Raw genomic sequence first — 20,770 nt, 5'->3', positions numbered from 1 at the left:
TAAACTCTGCTTGAGCACAAGAAAAACGGTCAGGCATTTAATATTTCAGTGGGTAGGAAAGGGGGCTCTTCTGTGCATTCACCACAACTGTTGTGCATAAATCTCATTCATTTCAATTTTGCCCCCTTACTTTTCATCTGGGCCTTAATCTGAGCTGCATAGATAGTGGCCTTAGTACGGGCATCTTCCGGTGACACTTCCCCCTTTTGCGGTGCGAACTGCTTTTCCGTATTGGACTGTGGCTTATTCGTCTTTGTCGTCATCCTTGCATATCTCTTCGATAGATTTTTGGGTTCCAGAGGCGAGGTGATCAGGCTCCTCAATATCCTCGGAAATTTTCTTTAGTTCACGGCTGCGGCGCTTGGCAAATTCTTCGATTTCGTTTTGCGTCCAGCCTTTCTTTTGTCTGGCCTCAGCCAGGCGTTTCACTTTGTCTTTATCAGTCATCACAATATATCTCTTGTCAGGTAGTCGCCCTTGGCGATGTACTGATATCCGTATCTCTCATAGAAGGCTCTCACCGTTTCATTAACCGGATTCATAATCCTAATATGATTGGCATTGATCATCCGCGCATAGATTTCATACGCTAGGATAATCGTATCGAATACATTGGAGCGTTCACCCAGGTCTCGCGGCATGGCTTCCACTACATCCAAGCGCAACCCTGTAGCATGATAAGTCGGACGGCCTAAAGAGATAGCCGTAAGTATGTTGTTCTCCCATACGGCGACTTCAAAACGCTTGGGGTAGCTTTTCTTGTAGTAGCTATAGTTTTGCGGCCAGTCCCAGTTGTACTGGCGAAGCCTTGAGGATTCCCAGATTTGGGTGGCCTCTAGGGCCTGAGGGATTATCTGAGTTAGTTTCAAATTACCCGTTAGTGAATTCTGTGTAACTTCCAAAGCGAGTGCGCGCAGCTTTTCGTAGCGCTGCTCTGCCTCGATCCTTGAGGGTAGTGACATTGTGTTACCTCACTCCTTGAAGCTGTTAGTCCTTTTTCAACCATACCACAAGCTTGCCGTACGACTCAGTGGGCCTTTACACTGGGTAGTCAATCATCCTGTGATTTCATGCATTCGGCAAGCCAGTGTTGGGAGGAAAAGTACTACGACTCCCAATAGATGTCAGCCCTCAAAAGGCTGAACAAACACACCAGTTTCCCCTTCAAAGCGAACACGGCCAGTAGCAAGTAGAGCCTGCTCAATAGCTACAAGATTCTGAATACGCACAGAAGGGATTCCATCCTCTCGATCTATCTTGTTAACTGTCGAAAGGCCCACTCCACTTTTTTCTGCCAGATCTTGGGCACTCCATTTCAGGCCACTTCTAGCCATCCGTACTTGTATTCCCGTAATCACTTGTTTATTCACCCTGTCTCATGATTCCAAGATAGTAACAATAAAAGTTAGCAAGTTAACAAATTTTGTTGACATCACAACAAATACAACCAATACTGTTAGAAAGTTAACAAAAACTATTACTTTTGATGAATTCAGGGGGAGTTATGGGAAGTCTTCTAGCGAATTACTCAACAGTGCCTACGCAAGTTTTTCTATCACAATTGGAAAAGTTGGAGGCACTATGTCTTGCTCGAGAGTTAATCATGGAGTGGTCCCAATCTGGGCCTCGGGAAGCAGCCCTTAAAGCTATTACTGATGAGGAAAAGGCCACTCTCCCAGGGCTACTCTTTCCACTTAAACGTGCTCTACTGGAGGATGAATCACCCTAACTCAACGCTAAGTAGGAGATGTAAACATGACGGCTAACGGGGGAGAAACAATGGGAAACAAGCGAACAAGCCAATTATCAGAATTGAATCACCGGCAGACACCGCCTAGTTGTTAAGTTTTCTGGTGCCACAAATTTTCACAGATGGGTTCAACTACTGATAGAACCTCAATACACTCATTCTCAGTATAAATACAATAATGAACAATAGAATTTTCTCGATAAATATTGCAGCTAAACATGTGAAATCGCTCAATTAAATCTGATGCTCTTGTTCGCTGAAATGTAGTGTTTGGATTGCCTATCGTACTTTCAGGCGATAATAAAAAGCTTTCATCTGTTCTGTGGTAGTACATTGGGCCAGCCAGTGGAAACCTTATACGTAATGCTTGCTTATTAGATAACTTGTCACAGTTAGCCTCTAAAAGTATTCGAAAACCCTCTGAGTCGTCATGGATCGCATTAAAAGAGAAGTTTCGATACTCAGGAAATGGGTTCCAGCTTAAATCCATAGTATTTCTGTAAACTTAACGTTCGCCTTCACAGGCACTTGACGGCAAGGACTGGAGCGGCTGCGAAAGGACGCAGTAGTCAAAGTGTCCGTGCGCAAGGCCTTGTTCGAGCGCGGCTGATGTAGAAGTTAGATGTCACCGTCTAGACGTTACCTATCCCTGTTTCGCTTCAAAAGCAGACATCCATTTCGTGGGGGAGATCTGCTGCAACCGGTCATAAGCGGACATTAAGTTATAAGGGGAAAAGAATAACTTATCCCATTTTATATTATTTACTTACCATTATTATCATGTTTGCTATGCAAAACCTGTAGCGTCGATAGTCTTACTAAATGCGTTAAGCTATGCTTCTTCAGTGCTAGAGGCAAAAGATTTCATATGAGCGTTAATGGCATCAAAATCCAGAAAGTGACCACGAGCAAACTTGGTAGCCAGTGTTAAAATTAACCTCCTCATTGCTGCCGAGCAGCCAAAAGTATCAATCAACCCATTTATAAGAAAAGTAAATTTATATTCTGCTTTCTGTTCGCTCTCTGACGCAAGCACTACACGACAAACTGTATAAAAGAGTTTTTCTAAGTAGCCATTACTTAAAGGGTTATTTTCATGCAGCCCACCCCAAATAGGATGACTGGAGTTCAGCGTTTTTAATAGAGCATTGGACAATAGAAATCCCACAAACATTGTTGTATCTAGACTATTCCCATATGAAGATGGATACATCTCGAGTAGTTTAGCCAAAAAATATGGTGCATACTCATCATCAGATTTACTAAGATCCACAAGCTCATCAAAACCAACCCACCTTGGCATTCCATTAGCAACATGAAGATATATACCTTCTATTTTATCCTCAAAGTTAGCATTTTTTGCTATTGCCAGAAGCAAGTTGTTAGCGTTGATAACTTTATTGTTAGCTGCATACCATAAGCTAGCAAACATCGGATCAATACATAGCCAGGGTATGTCATTTGCGTGAGACAACGTCATACTTGAAAATACTGATATATCAACAGAGTCATGAATTGACATCAGTTCAGGCGGCATATCTACCAAGTCCGGAGAAAGAACTTCAGCATTCTCCATGACGACATTGATACCAGCTCTTATGGTCTTCGTTTTTTGTTGGATGTCCTCTGAAAACTCCACCCAAATCTTCCCGTCGGAGCCAACATTAAAACGCCCATGATCGTCATTATCAACTTGCTCTAGCCAATGTTCAATTAATTTTCTGGTTTCATCAGTTATATAGAGGTTGATACTGCTCTGTGATATTACTGATGAAAGCCCATAGAAGCTTAAAAGCAGCACCCCATAAATATCGAGAATGGCACTCTCTGGCTTATCAGCGCCAAAACTCGGCAATGGTTCTTTGTGAGAAACTTTTGAAGTTAAATGGCCATAAGCCCTCTGGACTGGGCACCCATTACCGATCAAGTGCCCCTTCATATAAAGTGGTATTTTGGGGTCGGAAACCTGTTCTTCTCGATTGTCCTGAGATTGAAGCACTTTAATTAGCTGATCAACATTCTCTTCTACCGTCGTATTGGGCCCACCGAGCTGCATAAATGGGTCGAACCCATGATTATTTGCCTGCCTTATTTCGGCTGCAATTGTAAATGCAGCTATTAATGGTGATACCTGTTTGATATTCTCTATACTGTTTGTACCAAGCATTTGATCCTCGCCGGCAATCAATATTTCAGCTAATGGGGTATCTCCTTTCAACAATGAGTTATGTTCAGTCTCTAGATGGGGTTCAACAATAAGCTGAGTGACGTGCTGTTTGTTTCTAGTATATTGATATGCACCAATACAACCGCCTGAAGAAAGAGAAAGCGTAGGACGATCTATCTTATTAAATAATAATCCGCCATAAAAATCTGTAATTGAAACTGCGGATCTAATTGGATTGGCAATAAACCAACTCAGAATTATTCTTTCGGCCAAAGTAAAATCATGATGCTTGGCTATAGCCAAAAGCATCTTTAATGCCTGAGAAGATTCTTCTTCGAGAATATTTTCTGGGATACTCGAAAGAAAATCTTTTAATTCGTCTTCGGAATACTCATGATGAAAATAAAGATATAAAAGGTAATAATATATATTGAGCGAGTCAGGGAAAGTTTCAAGCGAATTCTTTAAAGCATCTATAGCACCAGGAATATCGCCTTGATACTCAAGCTTTCTGGCGATAACCTGCCACACAAAGCTATCTCTTTCGTGAAAGGAAATTTGTTCAATTACGTCGTCAAGCGTCTTGTATTGACCGCTACCCAGCAGCGAGTTTAAGTAGCATCGAACAAGTTCAGACGGCCAGATATCTGCCTCAGGGATATGCGGTTTTAAAAGCTGTGAAGCTAAATGTGTTTGATTTGCATCAATAAGCTTATTGGCAAGCTCAATTAACCGAATCGGATTTATTTCTTTAAGCTTTTCTTGGTGCTTTGAGAGAAAGGCTTTTCCCTGTTTTAAAATCCTTGCGTCAACTTCCGGTGATTTTTCATAAGAAAAACAAACCAATTCAAGCATTGAGTAGTCTTTCTCAAAATCATCATCTGAAGCGACATTTCCACCTTCATCTATCCAACTCTGTATAGACTCAGTATCACCATACCGACTCAAAATAATAACATCTTCTGCTGATAGCTCTTTAGATTTTTTTAGATTATCTATTACTTCTTTTCGGTAAGCCTTATCACTTTGCGCTTTAGCCATCTCGCTAATTAAGCCATCACCATAGCTGGGGTTGGCCTCGAAAACACTACGAATAGACTTTGCAGCGTTTGGCGCATGTTTATCAAATACAGAAATATACTTCCAGCAAGACTCCAGCAACCCCTGATGTTCACCATAGCAAAAATGACATACATGACCAGCGAGTTCGACTATTCGACTATCAAGCCCTTCACTTTCATCGAGTAATTCAGAAAGCTTATCAGCCCACTCAAACAGTTGCTTTTTCTGAGTTGCTGAAATAATCCAAAAGTGGATATATCGCCCTTGAAGCAGGTTATTAACTTTTGAAAGAGCTTCCAAGAAACGACTATTAACTGATGGGTATCGCTTCACCAAAAGATCTGATATATCTGCTGCCAAAGCAAAATTGTTCGCTCTTAAGAAACCCCTAACAATCGCACAAAGTTCTACTTCAACTAGGCTATGAGAATAATTTTCATAAATTGAGCTTAATTCAGCATGGTCAGGTAAATATTCGTAGAAAGCGCTCCTCGAATATAGCCCTGGAGATTGAATTGATTCAAATAATGCTTTTGCACTAGACTGATCTTCTTTTTTACAAAAAAGGATTATTTTAGCTGCTTGAGTAATGTCCAACAGATCAGGAGCTGGATTAGAGTGCACAATAGAATCTAGCTGTCTTGAAGCATCATCAGCTATTTTCCCATCAACAAAATCTACAAGTAGTTTAATTACTGTAAGAAAGTTTGTTGATTGAGGATCAAGATTTCCTGACTTCTCAAGAATCTCTACTTTTTCTATTACTGCTCTGTGCTTACGATGTAGTACATCCAAAAGTATGTCGTTGAGACTATTACTCAGTGTTGAAGGCGTAATTGCGCCATGACTTTCAACTACTAAAATGTTATCGCCTGTCCCCTTATGAACTTGGGATACAGCTGTTTTATGCTGATTAATGTCAGTCATAATTTAAGCATTTTTTATAGTTGCTATATTGTCACCTATGCCGCTATGTGTCTGATTGATTGTAGAGGTAGTTGATCGCTTGATTTGACCCATTATTGCTAACAATGTGTCAGATGAGTTCATAGTTGCAGTAATAGCCTTCTCACTCATATCGTCGTTTAGGTTAAGTTTAGCCAGTTCGACTTCCAATTTTTCCGCAATAGTATCTTCAACCAACCAATCTGCTAGCCGAGATTTTATGTTAGATGCTGTGAGTAAAACTGAATGCTTGAGCATGTCATAGACAATGCCTGATAAAGCAATCGTTGTTATTGGTTCCATCGTCCTGTCTCCTTGGTGAAATTGTTATCCAGTACAATCAATGTGGGCATGTAATAATAATTCAAGGCTGTATAAGTATGATTAACAGCACCTGTCCTTATATTAATTATTAAAGTCCGCGTTGGGTCGAAAGCGGAGATTGCTGATCGTGTGATGAGCGTCTGTTTTTCTGCTCACCCTCATTAGATCTCGGCACGATCTCGCTCAGCGTGCGAACGCCTCAATAACCGGCGCAGCTTATCTACGTCCGGCGCCGTAGGCGCGAAGTTAATTGACTTGTTATGCATTTGCACTCGCTAGCTTTGAACCTACGATTTTTTGTAAAATCGATTCGAAATCATTGAGCTTGCTTGCATGTATTACTAAACCGAGATTATTAGGAATGCTTGAGATTGAAATAGGCTTTGTATCAGTTGGAACTTCAACAACCTTAACTTCACCTGTTGCAGTGTGCTGAGGGCCAGCGTAGAGAGTTCCAAGCAAAGCTATTCTAGTACCCGCACATAAATTACCTTTGTCATCAACAAAGCTGCCAATATTGGCGAGAAACACTGGAGAACCACTTGAACCGGGGAAACACGCTGCATCAATCATAAACTCGGGCTTACCATTGTATGGAAGCTTTGGATGTGTAGCTGATATTCCCTTCCTGATAATTGGTAAATTATGCTTTTCATCCCAGATTCCGTTTGGATAGCCGATCATTATGATTTCTTCCATAGTTGGCAGGCTATCCAGCAACTTGTCATTGGCTAAGCTATTTTTATCTAGAAGCATATAATGCAACTTTATGCCTCGTTGCTCAGTTTGATGAAAAATTGGCCCCAATGGAAATATGGCTAAGTCAACATTTGGATCAGGGTGACCAATCCACATTGATTCGAAATTATCAAAAGCAATAGGGAAATGTTTACCAAGATCGGGCTTACCATTTTCTGCTTGCTTTGAAAGAAAGAACTGTCCTTTTATGGCGTTTTTAACTACATGCTTGTTTGTAACTATACATGGAACATTTCCCTCGCCATTAGCAAGAAAACCAAAATAATATCCAGACCCTGAACTAATACCACTTGGAGTTTGGCATTCAATACGAATAGTACTGTGTACTAGCAACTCCACAGGATTAACATATTCACTCATTGCGTTTCCTTATGCATAAGGCCCGCAGCTGCGGACGACTTGTAGCGACGAAGGAGCGGAAAGGCGTTCCGTCAGCCCGCGCTTACTAGGTTTTGGGTTAATCAAGTGGATTATCCTCTAAATATGCGTATAGCTCTTGTTGTGTAAGACGAAGACATCACATTTCTAGCCATTTTTCAAATGCTTCTAGTCTAGTGCTGTAAACCATATTTCTATCTATTATTTGAGATTTTTCGTGGCCATAGTTAACAATAAAGCGAACATGATCAACGGCAAGCCAAGTCGTATAAAGTTCATCCATGTTTCTTTCTCGATCACCGTTCTTGCCGGGAAGGTTTTCAAGCAAATCCTCCCAGTTGTAGACCGAATCCCCCTCCATTAAATCGAAAAGATCTTGCTCTCTACCTTCATTCAGCAATCTTCGGATTATGTTCGTATCTGGTTTTAGCATCTCCAGGAAACCTAACGTGGGTGTAGAAAAACTCCACGCCACTTTTCCTATTGTTATTCTATGTGAAAATTAGAGTGTTCAGCTAAGAGAACTAACTCAGAATGCACGTAGAGATGTCTTTTTTGCCCATAATTCGATCAATTTTGATAGGTCAGACAAACAAATTAGTTTTTCTACATCCTGAATCGGGATAGGGAGGCACCTCACGATGCCCCTCCTCCCACACCACCAGGCATACGGGTCACGTACCATGGCGGTTCAATTCTATTCCCCTTCCTATCTGCCAATTCCGGCAGCCCCAAGTTCCTAAAGTATCTATTTGGCAATGCTCTGTAAAGGGCAGGACTTTTGCTTAGCCTCCATGGTCCATGCGCTGATTTGGCCGTGTTCCACGCTAAAAAACGATCAACGCCCAGCCTTCTTAATCTGCGGTAACCACTACGTCCCCATTGCTTCCATAAATAACATCGCAACTTCCGCCTTATCCACTTGTCCAGATCTTTCAGAGGGCTCAGTACTTCACTGATGTCAAAGTACGCTTTCCAACCAAGCAGGGTCTTCTTTAACTCATCTATGATCTGAGTAAACTTGCGGCCTCGTGTTCGGCGGGTGATTATTCTGATCTTTGCCTTCAATTTATTAGTCGATGATTCTGATACCTTTATCCGGGCATCCTTCTTCAGCAATCTAAATCCTAGAAAGCTCCGCTTCCAGAAGTGATCCTCTGCACTCTTCTCAGTATTTACTGTGAGCTTCAGCTTACATTTGATGAAGTGCGTAAGGCTTACTTTTATCCGCTCTGCAGACCGACGACTTCCCACCAGTATTTGAAAATCATCGGCATATCGTACAAAACTGAGTTGCCGCTTGTGCAGCTCCCAGTCCAGTTCATTAAGCACAATATTCGCTAGAAGCGGAGATAACGGCCCACCTTGCGGTACGCCTTTTGTTGTAGCTATTACCTTGCCATCGACTACCGTTGGCGCTTTTAGGTATCGGTTTATCAACCCCAGCACATCAGCCGGTATTCCGCTTTGCTTCAGTGTTAGCATGAGCTTGTCATGATTCACTTCATCAAAGAAGGATTTCAAGTCCATATCGATCGTCCAGCGCTTTCCTTGCCGGACAAAGTTTTGGACCTGTCTAATCGCCTGGTGTGCCGATCGATTTGGTCTAAAACCAAAACTAAGAGCATGAAACTTCGGCTCCCATTGCTCACTGAGTATCTGTGCGATAGCTTGTTGGATCAACCTATCTTGCACAGTGGGTATACCCAATGGACGCAGGCCTCCATTGCCTTTTGGTATAAAGACGCGTTTCACCGGTTGAGGACGATAGCTACTACTTAGCACCTTTTGTCGGGTAGCAATCCAAGTCTGCTTAAGATGTTCCGGCAACTGTTTTACCGTCATACCATCGAGGCCTGGTGCACCCTGGTTACGAGAAACTTGTTGTAATGCTCGAAACAGATTATTCCTATCTAGAATTCGCTGCATTAAAAGAGATGAGAAATTGGACAATGTATGATTAAGTTTCCAGTTTGATGTTCACCCAGAAAAAAAATTTTTTTTCTCTGGCAACTAAGTTACTTGTCAGATGCAGTCATCAAGCTCTGCATTAATAGTACTGTCCAGAATTGTTCAGGCCTTCAGTAGCACGAAATCTACCTACTATGCCCTCTGCTGACTTCTATGGGTCGGTCAAAACCAATCTCTCAGTTTTCAGTCATTCCATTAACAACCCATAGACCTCCCAGGGTAAGACATTTAACTTTCTTCACGTAGATGCTGGATTTATAAAACGCAGGCCAGTTGTGGATGGAGAGCTTTATGGTCACGTGCCCACTGGCTCCACCTGCGTCACACCTCATATCCAGTTCTTGTTCATCACCCCGTGAATTTGCGTTGGGCTTCCTCCAGCCAATACCTCGCGATATTGACCTTGCCCTTTCGCTAACCTTCGGCTCCACGAATACCTGGTAAGAGGACTTCCACCTCTCTAGTTAAATGCCATGCCTGGCACACACGCCTCAAGAAGGGGCGCCGGTTACGGCGTCCCGCTTGCTTGACTTGTTATATTTTTTACTGCTCGTCATCGCTAACAGGTTCAATTTCGTCTTTTCTAAATATTGCATATTTGTCCTCCGTACCATCTTTCTCAGTTGGTAGCTGAGGAAGGTTGTATACCGTATTTTTTTCAACCTGGCCCTCCTCGTGAAGATTGAATAATATAGCTTCGATTGTTTTATGTGCTTTGGAATAAATTGTGGGATCTAAGGTCTTTAAATCTGCGGTAAATCCAAAAATCACAAAAAGGGTAGAGAATATAAGCCCCCAATGTGGTCGTCGTTTCCCCAATTCTTTCTCAACCTCATCAAGCTTTTCTAGAAGCAATCTTACATCGTCATTTTGATCCACTTCTGAAAGTTGAGATTTTAGTAGGTTAACTAGTGCTACCACTTTGATCTTGTTGATCATTTCAGGATTGTAGCGATTGGAATAGCTTTCAAATCCATCATCAGAATAAAAATCGTTTTCTACTTTAGAAGATGCAAACTTAGTAACTTGACACAATCTTGTTAGGGCGACTTTCGCTTCAACAAGGTGCGACCCAGACACCAACTGGGATTCTTCTAGGTCTGAGTGTGATCGACGACTAAATAATGATGTGAATATTCCAACAGAGCTATTTAGTCTTCGGCGTCTATTTATCGACCATATCTCTTTGTCGGATAAGCTAGATAATATAGCAAATAGCTCACATAGCTTTGCAGTTTTAAATATTTCTTCGACTTGATCTTTCAAGTGTGAAGGCACGTAAGCCAATTGTTCTTGGAGCCATAAATAAATGGCCTCGAAGTTTACTAATAGATCCTTGTCGCAATCTATAAGAATGTCATCTGACGCAATGCTCTCAGACATATACCTATAATACTGAGATACAGAAAGCATATACTCTTTATTCGAATGGTAATCTTTACCATCCAGCATATATCCGATCTTTTCTTTTAACTTATTAAGTTCTTCTTCGGACATGTATCAGGTACTCTCCATGTGTTTTAAATATAACGCCGCAAGCAACGGCCGTAATGTAGCAGCGAAGCTGCGGAATGAAGGCCCAGCCCACGCAGTGGGAGATGTTGCCTTGCTTTGTTATGCATCGTCACCTCCGTACTCCGATAAAAATATGGTGATTCTCCGGCTTAGGCAGATTTCCATAATTTCCTGAGTGATAACTGGGCCACCACCACTAGCACTATCTCGGGGACAAAAGCCAATGTCGGCTATCCACTCATGATTTGGGTCCAAATCTTCGGCATCAGTCTTCAGCCAAGATTCAAATGCTTCAAACTGAGAAATTAGATTCCAGTCATCTTTTGCAAGCTTTAAGTAGTTCTTTGACTTCTGACCGACAACTTTTCTAATCCATATTGCCAACGCTCGGACTCTCTTTTAGTGCATAACAGTTTATTAAAGAGCCAGTGGCTCACTATCGATTTGGCCACTATTTTTGAAATAGACCCTTCAAGCTATGTAAAAAAGCCTTTATTTACAGTAGGTTATAAATTTCCAATCAAATAATAACCAGAGATAGTAAGCCATCGGCTCAAGCCGTCCAGTTCAGCTTCCCGCTCTTGAATACATTTTACCCACAATTAAATCAATAAGTTAGGGGAAACTTTCTGCGGATGTTGCCCATAGCTCTATAATTCTGGGCTTGACACCTGTAATGATATTCGCAACAGGCTACCCAAAGATTCAACCAAGTTCATCTCCAGCGTTCGACACCCTCAGGAGGTCGGTATTGCCGATGTCTAGGCGTTCTTAAACCGCCTTTCGGTCAATCGTCATTGTTCGGTTAACACCCAGCGGGTCGCGTTAAATATGCTGGTGTATCTTTATAAACGGTTTTTGGGAGTCGATACTTCCAGCATTGCTTTACGCCTGCAAAGCACCATCATCGCCTTCCAATTGTTTACAGTCGGGAAGAGGTTAGAGCCATCATCTCAAAGCTGAAAGGTGTCTATTGCCTTCAAGTTGAACTAATGTATGGCACAGGGCTCAGATGTGCCGAACTCTTATCATTGAGAGTCAATGGCATCGATTTTGGCAGTAACAACGTGTTCGTATGGGGAGGTAAGGGTAATAAGGAGCGGACCACAATACTTCCACAAGGCCTGATTCCTGACCTGCGCACTATAGCCAGCTACTTATTTGAAAAAAGTAAACGGCTGCACACCGTTTACAACACCTGTAAACGGCATGGCTACGCAGCCTTTTTCTTAAGTAGTGCCTTTTCTCCATCATCTTCAACAGGTATCAAATGAGGTCGAATGATTAGCACCCGCTCAGGGTTGCGCCCACTGTTCGGTAAACGTGTTGGTATTGAGAATTTCCCGTTGCCATCACGCTCCAAAGCACCACAGGCGGCCAGTAGTTGCTTTGCCTTTCGATCACTAAGCCCTTTGCAAACCTCTGCTTTGAAAGTGGCCGGGTAAACGTAGTAAATGGTCTCAGAACATGCCTGTCCCTCAAGGGCATTACTGTCCTGTAGCGTTTTCCGGTATCCGCAACGCTTCAGGGTGCGAACAGTGTGATCATCAGCGGTGAAGTCTTCTCGATCCCAGCGTGTAAAGTGGGACTCTCCGTAGAGGTCAAAGAATAGTCTCAACGCTGACAAGGTCTGCCGGTCCTCCAGGTTTCCAACACCGCCACGGGCTGATACCCAAGCGCTAAAGCAGGATTTGGCCGCTTCCATAGCCATGCCTTTAGGCCAGCCGGTAATTCCCGCAGTGGAGGCCAGCTCTCCGGCAAAGCCAACGAGGGCAAACTTCTCTGCTGCCCTTCGTACCTGGCCACTCACATCATCAGGCAGCTCTGCGGCAAAGTTCACAAGCTCCCGGCGAATCTGGCTTGCCAGCTTTTCCAAGTTGCTAGCGCAAAGCTCTCTGATAAACGTATAGAGGGCCACGCCATGGAATAAGGATGCTTTCTCAACCATAAAGCGGGATAACGCAGCCCCCCCGGCAAACCCATGCAGTTCATCAAAGATACCGGCACCGCTCCCTGTATCTGAGGGAATAGCCAATAGCCGCACCGCTTGCCCAGCTTTTGCTTTCTTGCCCACTTCAGCCATCTGCTGATCAAGCGTGCGCTCTCCTGTAGATAGGAAGACAAGCCTCCATTCAAACGCATTCCCGCGCACGCCTCCACGATCATTAGCCCTTGCCTTGCCAGTGCCATTTCCCAGCATATAGGCAATATCTCCCACAATACGGGGATCACATTGGCTGATCTCATCAAGAATTAAAAGGCCGTCTGAGTGGGAGGCAGCAATACTTTCCAGCGCGTTATCAGTACTGCGCCAGGTACGAACAAAATCAGGACCGCCATAAACAGAGGCAGCCACTTTAAGTAAGGTCGTTTTTCCTTGGGAGCTATCACCAAAGAAATGAAAGCCAGTCGTTTCCATACCAATGAGATTTAATAGAGGTCCTGCAAATGCCGCAGAAACCGCAAATAACAATCGGGTATTGTTCTTACAATAGCTCGCCACATGCTCACGCCATTGCTGAAGCTCACCACTAAACTTTATCTTATTGAGATCTGGACTTGTGGAGTAAAAATACAGTGGCTCTACAGGAGTTCCCAGAGTTTCATTCGGGAGTAAGTAAGCATTGCCATGCCAGCCGAGTTTATTCACCAAGACATAGCGATTAGGGCTTTTTGCCGTTTGTAGGTATTGAACGATTCTGCGCCTTGGTTGCTGCCCCGCCTCAGCGCGAAGGCCCATGCTGTACAGCTGCTTGAGTACTTCCGCACCGCCCTCAGTCGCTAAGTACTCACTAGGTATATTCCATTCTTTAACAATGCCATCGGGGTCAAGGAAGCGAACCAATGTGCCCCAGTTTCTTCCCTGGGGGTCACGGGTTAAAGCAAGCACATCCAGGCGATCACAGATTCTCATTAGTGAAGGCTCATCTTCTGCCCCCTGAACCGGGAAGAAAACCCCTCGATCATTTACTACAAATTGCCCAGACTCGGCTCCTTTATTACTTCCTCCCTTATTTTGGGCTTGATGTTCCGTTGCCACAGGTTGATAGGACGTTAAAAACTTTCCCTCTGTAATTAACGCTGTAAGCTGCTCTTTTGTAATACCGGCAGCTTCCACATCAGCCGCATCGCCTTTAGCTGGCCACTTAGGTCCTAAGGAGTCTAAACACACCATAGAAACCTTACACTCCATAGTGTGCAGCATCGCAGCTAGCTTGAGCATACAGTCTTTACCTGCTGCATCATTGTCGGGCCATAGAAGTACTTCCCTTCCATGTAGGGGCTTAAAATCTGCTTTGCCCAGCGCTTTACTGCCACCGGGCCAGGTCATGGATACATAATCCGGTAACAGGCTAGCAGCTGCATCCGCAGCCTTTTCACCCTCGGTTAGCAATACCGGAGCTTTAGAGCGCTTTGCCAATAGATCCAGCTTATAGAGTGGCCGCTTTTTTACCGGCTGCTTCCATCTCCAAGAATTGCGACCACTCGAATTCCGGCAATAGGTTAAGGGGCGATAGTCTTTTGATCTTGCATCGCCTTTCTGAATGTCAAAACGCATCACCTTCATTAACAGTGAGCCGCATTCCCCCCGGTATTCCCAAACTTTAGAGGGTTTACCGTTATGGGGATGGGTTGTTGGGCAAGACTGCTCTGCTTCTAAAGGTACCGGCAATACCGCTTCCCAGGAGCTACCGGCAGGCTTTTTGGGTTTCGACTTATAGGTTGAGCTAGGCGGTATAGACTCCCCTTCAGAGAGCCCCAGAAACGCAGCAAGCCTTTGCGCTGCCTCTCCATTGTTTACCCCCTCAAGATAGGCAATCAGCGATACGAGGTCCCCACCTTTTTCATCCGCTGCAAAATCTGCCCATGCACCGGTATTGCGATTTACAGAGAAGGATCCTTTGCTGCTATCAGATCGAGTTGGGTTAAGAGCAATATATTCAGCTCCCTGATATGAGCCATCTGGAGCCCAGTGCGCCAATACTTCATCAGCCCGATCAAGGGCGAAGTCTGCTACTCGTTTAATATCAAAGCGTGCCATTAGCTTTCCTTATATTTAGCTTTAACCCCCGCCCCATAAGGCTTCCAACAGAACTGCGGGCCTCACTCCTGTTACACCTTTTTGCTGTAACACTTTTGGGGTAACAGAAAAGTGTGACAGCGGAAAGCCAGTAAATACGGGGCTTTCAGCCATGCTGTAACACCTGCACACCTGTAACACCTTTTTTAAGAGGGGGTAAGATCGCCCCGAATAGAGGCAATAGTCTTATTTACCGTGGTGATAAATTTGGCGGCAGGGAAACCGCTAAGCCCTTAGGTTCCGTAAACCGTTTTGCATCACGTAAGTTGGCCAGACGGATACGTTTTGCTTTGTCCTGTTCGTGATATTCATCATCGCTGTAATGATGTAATCGCGCCAAAATCGCTAATTTAGCCTGATAGAAAAGCCATGCTTCCGAGTTAGCGGTAGGGATACAACCATCGTTATAAAGAATAATTCGCCTCGGATCAGGATCTCCTCTCAAGGAGATTGCTGCGGCTCTTTTGGGTGTAATTCTGACATTGAAAAGTACAGGGTGCTCTTCATAGTAGACAAATGATCTGCTGCTAAAACCAACTGGCTTGTAGTTTCGATTGAGTAGTGCGTAGCGACCGCATGGCTGCAAATCTAGGCAATATGGCATGGCGAGGGCACGTATATTAGCTGACATTTTTAAGCCCTCCATTGCGAAGCTCTAGGGCATCAGCTTCCTCTGATGGGTGGTATTCGAGTTGGATACCATCCCAAACTAACCAACCTCCCAGAGAGAGACCCGCTCTAAGGCGGTAAAGGTTCACTACTTCTGTGTCTGGAAGGCCTAGTACTGTTGTATTAGGGGAGGAGAGGTACCAATGAGCACGGCCATGTTGCTGATCAACAATAGGGTTAAATGAGTCAGAACCTACCGCTAGAAACGCTGCCTCACCGGTTGGCCATAAAAACAAAAGCAACTCATAACCAGGGGTAGGGCAGCCCATATCAAATGTCTCCATGATTGAGCTGAGGAAGAGTTTCCGATCTTCAGGGCTTAGGTTTGAATTCGAAAGAAGTATTTTCTGCTCAAACTCAGCGCTTTCTGTTTTCCGATAGCTTCGAGCAGATTCAGCTACTTGCTGGTGTGTGTAGGGAGAGAAGGCACGAAGAGTCATTACTTGCCTCCCGCACGAGAAATAGCAACTCGATTTTGCACCCATTGGCAAACCTCTGAAGAGAGCCAACCACTGGCGCGCTCTCCAAGTTTGATAGGGGTGGGGAATTTGCCCTTTTTTACCAGGGCATAGATATAAGTCTTCTTGAGCCCAGTCTGACGCTCTACTTCTGGTAGGCGCAAAATAGGGTCGCTTGGCGGGTTAGGTAAAACATCCGACACTTGGGGATTAGTATTTGAGAGGGTCATTTTCGGTCTCCTTAACAAACCACAGTGAACGTCTGTGGCGGTGAGGAGATTGAATCAATGAAAGGAAGGCTGGGATATCCGCTTACCGGTTAAAGATTCTTTCTACCGGTTCAAAGAATCTTTTTACCGGTAGAAAGATAAATTAGAAAGCATTACCAATCGCAGTACGGTTTCTTGTTGTTTCGGATTCTCCCGATTTCCTGCTCAAGGAACTTCTTAGCGGTGTCATCATCCTTCCACAGAGAGCCATCAACCGATGTTCGTCTCTCTTTAGCTTCTTGAAGGTATTTATATGCAAGTTTACTCGCACTCCCATAGCTATGATTAAGCTTTGCACGAATACCAAATAGCCACTCTCGAATACTTAATGTCCATCGATCGCGCTTTTCTCTTCGGCTCCGCTGATCATTGCTGAGTACTTGTCCGGCTTTATGCTCACCTTGAAATTCTACGGCTTGGCGAATAAAACCTTCAGCCTCGGCTAAACAATGGTCTATCCATTTCCTGTCTTCTCGCATTATTGGCTGAGCCTCACATTCAAGAGCATCAAGCAAATCAAGGCCCTTATGTGCCCATATGATCGCATAGAGGGAATATATCTCAGCATCTGTAACCCGCTTATCCAGCATTGGGAAAGGCCGGCAAATCTTTCGAGCAAAAGGTAAAACAAATTTCGGATCTATCTGGCTCTCCAAGAGATTCATAGGACTTTCGTCAGTAGCAAAAGCAGCGGGTTTCCACTCATTTCCAAGGCGTTCTGCCTGTTGAAATACAGCATCTCTACAATGTTTTAATTGACGGGCCTGTACCTTTTTCCACTCTTCGATGCTATCCGTCTGCCCCCAGATTTTTCTTCCTTGCTGAATTATTGAAGCGAGCCGGCCTGCTTTTGAGGATGGGGACATATCTTCTAATCTGGGCCATGGGCCGGCTAAAGGATCGAAATCAGTCCGCCCTAACTTTGGATTTGAGTGAGTAGGAGCCCTATGAGTAAGACTCGCCCCGAGTTCCATTGCATAGAGTATCGCTTCCTCGTAGTCACGATTCTCAAACGCCGCTTCAAAACACGCCCCTGTAGCAAGTATATGTAGCACCCGAAGAGGCGAGTCTATTTCGTTCGCTGCATTATCCTTCTTGACTTGATTAACAAGCTCGAAAAATGAATTTGGGGCGAAAGTGTTAGCATTCTCCCCATTGGCAATTAAGCCCTCACTTTGAAGAGAGGAGGAAATCTGACTCCTAAGCTGGGCAAGGAAATCTTTCAAGTTTTCTTCCGGTGCCCGAGTATTTCCTTCAAACCGCTTCAGGGCTGCATCAATACTCATTACAAGCTTATCGGTCTCAATAATTCGTAGTGAATCATCCATAACTGTATCCCTACTGAACCCACAATGAGCGAGCTACGTTAAAAATTGCCTCAACCTAATATTCAGCCTTCGAAGGAAAGTTCTAACTTTTCTGTGCAAATATCGGAACTACTTTTCCACTTCCCCGCATCTCATCAAGGTAATTTGCCCACCACTGCATCATCTCTTTTCGCTCATCCATATAACGAGCATGGTGAGTATATGCAGCCCTTACCCCATTCCTCTCCATGTGGGAAAGCTGCCTTTCAATGGCATCAGGATTAAAGCCGGTCTCATTCAGGATTGAGGAAGCTGTAGCGCGGAAACCATGGGGATTTGCTTTACTTTTTCCCTCTTGGGAGCCATCCCAGCCCATTTTAAAAATTGCCTTACGCATAGTGTTATCGGACATGGGGCGGGCCCTTTCGCGTTCAGAGGGGAAAAGCAGAGGATATTGACCACTGATGGGCTTTAATTCCTCCAAGACAGCGCAGGCTTGGGTAGATAGCGGTACTATATGATCCGTTCCCATCTTCATACGCTCGCCAGGGATACGCCATAGAGCAGATTCGAAGTCGAATTCTTCCCAGCGTGCGCAACGCAATTCACCAGGTCGAACAAAGGTAAGGATTAATAGCTGTATAGCTAGTTTGGTTAGTGCCCGCCCGCGTTCCTGATAAAAGTCCAGTTCTTTTAAGAAACTGGGTAATTCTTCGCGGGGAAGGGAGGCCCTATGACTACTTTTACGGCCGCGTAGAATGCCAGTTAATTCACTGGCGGGGTTGTGAGTGAGTTTGCCCATTTGCACTGCATAACGACAAACCCGGCGAATATCTTGTAGAACCCGCTGAGCAACATCCATTGCATCCCGATCTTCAACATCGCGAACAATGGCAATTACATCTTGGGGATGAATATCGGCAATAGGTTTTTGCCCAATTCGGGGGAAGGCGTTATCGCGTAACCTAGACCATACACGCTGGGCGTGATTTTCAGTCCAGGTTCCTTTCTGATGTTTCCACCAGTCTTCAGCCACAGTAGCAAAGCTGCGGTCTATGTTTTCTCGAAGCTGATGTTTTTCAATTTTTCTTTGTACTGAAGGGTCTTGCCCGTTCTCTAGTAATTGCTTTGCTTCAATTACTTTATTTCGTGCCTGTTTGAGACTAACAGAAGGGTAAACTCCCAAGGCTAGCGTTTTCTGCCGTCCTTGGAACCTGTACTTAAGCCGCCAATACTTGGAGCCGGTGGGTTTGATTAGCAGGCGTAATCCCTGCCCATCTGTAAGCCACTGATCCTTGTCGCTTGGTTTGGCCTGTTTGATTTGGGTATCTGTAAGGGCCATTGGTGCTACCAGTTTCTAAATTGAACTAGGTAGCACCAAATGTAGCACCAGATAGCACCGGATGACAATGAACGAGAGCGGAGGGCTTTGTACATTCCAGATAGCAAAAAGCCCCGATTTACGGGGCTTTCTGAACGATTCCGAACTTCTTCGGATCTTGATTTGGTACCAGAGGCCGGACTCGAACCGGCACGCTTTTAAGGGCGGGGGATTTTGAATCCCCTGTGTCTACCAATTTCACCACTCTGGCACTTTCGCTGCTCGACCTTGGGGTCGGTGCGAAGAGGGCGTGATTATAGCAATGCTTTCGCTTGGGTCAACTAGTGATTTCAATAACTTAGCGCATTTTCTGTAGTCCTAGTTGAGGAGCCTCTGAGAAACTCCGTAATGCCTCTGTGGGTCTTGAGGGCTGCAGATGTTAGGCGCAGCTCGCCGCGAATGGCACAGTCCTTTGCAAGAGCTGCAACGTGGCAGCTGTAGCCCTCAAGGCCCACCCTTTGGGGCTTGCAGAGCAATTCACACTCGGCGTTGCGGCTTCTTGCAAGGTCTAGACATTCCTGCAAAGCCGCGCCTTGATTGTGAACTGCTCTGCATGCCAGAGGTATCACGGAGTTTTTCAGAGGCTCCTTAACAGCTCCTAAAATTTCCTATAACCTTCGCGACCTCTCCATAGTTTCTAGATTTCCAGGATTCCATGCAGCGTCAGGACTTTGACTTTCATCTGCCCGATGAGCTGATCGCCCGCGCGCCCACCGAGGAGCGCCGTGGCAGCCGTCTTTTGTGTCTGGATGGGCCCAGTGGGGCCATTGCACATCGGCAGTTCCCAGATATTCTCGATCAGGTCCAAGCTGGTGACCTGATAGTCTTTAACGATACCCGGGTGATCCCGGCGCGTTTGTTCGCGCAGAAGGAGACCGGCGGTAAGTTGGAAATCCTGGTGGAGCGGGTGCTCAATGAGACGGATATCTGGGCCCATGTGCGCTCCAGTAAGTCGCCTAAGCCCGGTTCCACCATCGTCCTTGAAGACGGCACCCGTATAGAAGTGACCGGCCGCAAGGATGCATTGTTTGAATTGTCCTTCCCTAAAGAAGAGGGTGTGCTGGCGATTCTGGATCGCCTCGGCCATATGCCGCTGCCTCCTTATATTGATCGTGAAGACGATGCCAGCGATCGCGAGCGCTACCAAACCGTATACGGCCGCAATGCCGGTGCTGTGGCGGCTCCGACGGCGGGGCTGCACTTTGATGATGAGATGATTGGCGCATTGCGGGATAAAGGTGTCGAGGTTGTCTTCGTTACCCTGCATGTGGGTGCCGGTACTTTCCAACCGGTGCGCGTGGACAATATTTATGAGCACCAGATGCACAGCGAAGTGCTGGATGTCTCCCAGGATGTGGTGGATGCGGTAACTGCTTGTCGCGCTCGCAATGGCAGCGTGATTGCCGTGGGTACCACCAGCGTACGCGCGCTGGAAAGTGCGGCGCGCAGTGGCCAGTTACAGGCCACGGTGGGGGAGACAGATATCTTTATTTATCCCGGTTATGAATTCCAGGTTGTGGATAAGTTGATCACCAACTTCCACCTGCCGGAGTCCACCTTATTGATGCTGGTGAGTGCCTTCGCGGGGTACCAGCATACGATGACCGCTTATAAGGCCGCAGTTGAGGAGCGCTATCGCTTCTTTAGTTACGGCGATGCCATGTTTATTACCCGCGATCCCAATGCCAAAAAAGAAGAAGTAGCACCAGCGAAAGGAGATACCCAGTGAGCCGC

19 protein-coding genes, 1 tRNA gene and 1 pseudogene are annotated in these 20,770 nt (G+C 45.1%); 3 read left to right on the top strand and 18 right to left on the bottom strand.

What is annotated here, in order from left to right; genetic code table 11:
* Nucleotides 1-107 precede the first annotated feature (107 nt).
* The 11 genes from ACJJIE_RS11940 to ACJJIE_RS11890 form a co-directional block, all read right to left on the bottom strand.
* Nucleotides 108-263 (bottom strand): hypothetical protein, encoded by a 156-nt coding sequence (locus tag ACJJIE_RS11940; protein ID WP_444891829.1) that lies wholly within the window; start codon nt 261-263, stop codon nt 108-110.
* On the bottom strand, nt 244-447 hold the full coding sequence (locus ACJJIE_RS11935; RefSeq protein WP_444891828.1) for a hypothetical protein: 204 nt from the start codon (nt 445-447) through the stop codon (nt 244-246). Before ACJJIE_RS11935 ends, ACJJIE_RS11940 begins: the two co-directional genes overlap by 20 nt.
* Nucleotides 447-962 carry a hypothetical protein gene (locus tag ACJJIE_RS11930; RefSeq protein WP_444891827.1) on the bottom strand — a complete coding sequence of 172 codons (516 nt, stop codon included), beginning with the start codon at nt 960-962 and terminating at the stop codon, nt 447-449. Before ACJJIE_RS11930 ends, ACJJIE_RS11935 begins: the two co-directional genes overlap by 1 nt.
* 162 nt (nt 963-1,124) lie before the next feature.
* Nucleotides 1,125-1,370, bottom strand: coding sequence for a helix-turn-helix domain-containing protein (locus tag ACJJIE_RS11925; protein ID WP_444891826.1), 246 nt, complete (start codon nt 1,368-1,370; stop codon nt 1,125-1,127).
* Between the two features lie 1,212 nt (nt 1,371-2,582).
* Complete coding sequence (gene gapS6b / locus ACJJIE_RS11920; protein WP_444891825.1) at nt 2,583-5,906, bottom strand: GapS6b family protein; 3,324 nt, start codon at nt 5,904-5,906, stop codon at nt 2,583-2,585.
* 3 nt (nt 5,907-5,909) lie between these two features.
* The gene (gene gapS6a, locus ACJJIE_RS11915) at nt 5,910-6,227 is read right to left on the bottom strand and encodes a GapS6a family protein (protein WP_444891824.1); all 318 of its coding nucleotides are present in this window, start codon (nt 6,225-6,227) and stop codon (nt 5,910-5,912) included.
* A 279-nt stretch (nt 6,228-6,506) separates the two neighbouring features.
* Entirely contained in the window at nt 6,507-7,367 is an 861-nt protein-coding gene (locus tag ACJJIE_RS11910) for a S1 family peptidase (RefSeq protein WP_444891823.1), read from the bottom strand.
* A 157-nt stretch (nt 7,368-7,524) separates the two neighbouring features.
* A complete protein-coding gene (locus ACJJIE_RS11905) occupies nt 7,525-7,818 on the bottom strand; it encodes a hypothetical protein (RefSeq protein WP_444891822.1) in 294 nt (97 codons plus the stop codon).
* A 203-nt stretch (nt 7,819-8,021) separates the two neighbouring features.
* Nucleotides 8,022-9,314 carry a group II intron reverse transcriptase/maturase gene (gene ltrA, locus ACJJIE_RS11900; RefSeq protein WP_444891821.1) on the bottom strand — a complete coding sequence of 431 codons (1,293 nt, stop codon included), beginning with the start codon at nt 9,312-9,314 and terminating at the stop codon, nt 8,022-8,024.
* A 585-nt stretch (nt 9,315-9,899) separates the two neighbouring features.
* Nucleotides 9,900-10,853 (bottom strand): hypothetical protein, encoded by a 954-nt coding sequence (locus tag ACJJIE_RS11895; protein ID WP_444891820.1) that lies wholly within the window; start codon nt 10,851-10,853, stop codon nt 9,900-9,902.
* 117 nt (nt 10,854-10,970) lie between these two features.
* The gene (locus ACJJIE_RS11890) at nt 10,971-11,255 is read right to left on the bottom strand and encodes a hypothetical protein (RefSeq protein ID WP_444891819.1); all 285 of its coding nucleotides are present in this window, start codon (nt 11,253-11,255) and stop codon (nt 10,971-10,973) included.
* A 429-nt stretch (nt 11,256-11,684) separates the two neighbouring features.
* Between ACJJIE_RS11890 and ACJJIE_RS11885 the strand changes: the two are divergent.
* Together ACJJIE_RS11885 and ACJJIE_RS11880 are read left to right on the top strand one after the other, a co-directional pair.
* Nucleotides 11,685-11,834 (top strand): annotated as a pseudogene (locus tag ACJJIE_RS11885) (hypothetical protein); the annotation flags it as partial.
* A 29-nt stretch (nt 11,835-11,863) separates the two neighbouring features.
* Nucleotides 11,864-12,145 (top strand): tyrosine-type recombinase/integrase, encoded by a 282-nt coding sequence (locus ACJJIE_RS11880; protein WP_444891818.1) that lies wholly within the window; start codon nt 11,864-11,866, stop codon nt 12,143-12,145.
* Here ACJJIE_RS11880 and ACJJIE_RS11875 read toward each other — a convergent pair.
* The 7 genes from ACJJIE_RS11875 to ACJJIE_RS11845 form a co-directional block, all read right to left on the bottom strand.
* Nucleotides 12,085-14,913, bottom strand: coding sequence for a DUF927 domain-containing protein (locus tag ACJJIE_RS11875; protein WP_444891817.1), 2,829 nt, complete (start codon nt 14,911-14,913; stop codon nt 12,085-12,087). The genes ACJJIE_RS11880 and ACJJIE_RS11875 overlap by 61 nt on opposite strands.
* Nucleotides 14,914-15,142: 229 nt before the next feature.
* Entirely contained in the window at nt 15,143-15,583 is a 441-nt protein-coding gene (locus tag ACJJIE_RS11870) for a hypothetical protein (RefSeq protein WP_444891816.1), read from the bottom strand.
* Nucleotides 15,573-16,061, bottom strand: a complete 489-nt coding sequence (locus ACJJIE_RS11865; RefSeq protein ID WP_444891815.1) for a hypothetical protein — start codon at nt 16,059-16,061, stop codon at nt 15,573-15,575. Before ACJJIE_RS11865 ends, ACJJIE_RS11870 begins: the two co-directional genes overlap by 11 nt.
* Nucleotides 16,061-16,309, bottom strand: coding sequence for a helix-turn-helix transcriptional regulator (locus ACJJIE_RS11860; RefSeq protein WP_444891814.1), 249 nt, complete (start codon nt 16,307-16,309; stop codon nt 16,061-16,063). The genes ACJJIE_RS11865 and ACJJIE_RS11860 overlap by 1 nt, the downstream gene beginning before the upstream one ends.
* 152 nt (nt 16,310-16,461) lie before the next feature.
* On the bottom strand, nt 16,462-17,676 hold the full coding sequence (locus ACJJIE_RS11855; protein WP_444891813.1) for a hypothetical protein: 1,215 nt from the start codon (nt 17,674-17,676) through the stop codon (nt 16,462-16,464).
* Between the two features lie 82 nt (nt 17,677-17,758).
* Nucleotides 17,759-18,997, bottom strand: coding sequence for a tyrosine-type recombinase/integrase (locus ACJJIE_RS11850; protein WP_444891812.1), 1,239 nt, complete (start codon nt 18,995-18,997; stop codon nt 17,759-17,761).
* A 163-nt stretch (nt 18,998-19,160) separates the two neighbouring features.
* Nucleotides 19,161-19,247 (bottom strand) — tRNA-Leu (locus ACJJIE_RS11845).
* Between the two features lie 444 nt (nt 19,248-19,691).
* Between ACJJIE_RS11845 and queA the strand changes: the two genes are divergently transcribed.
* A complete protein-coding gene (gene queA / locus ACJJIE_RS11840; RefSeq protein WP_444891811.1) occupies nt 19,692-20,765 on the top strand; it encodes a tRNA preQ1(34) S-adenosylmethionine ribosyltransferase-isomerase QueA in 1,074 nt (357 codons plus the stop codon).
* The last annotated feature ends 5 nt before the right edge of the window (nt 20,766-20,770 follow it).

The sequence above is a fragment of the Microbulbifer maximicatervae (SeqCode) genome, from assembly GCF_052467325.1.
Note: the sequence above shows the minus strand (reverse complement) of the source record. Positions and strands in the feature narration are given on the sequence as shown.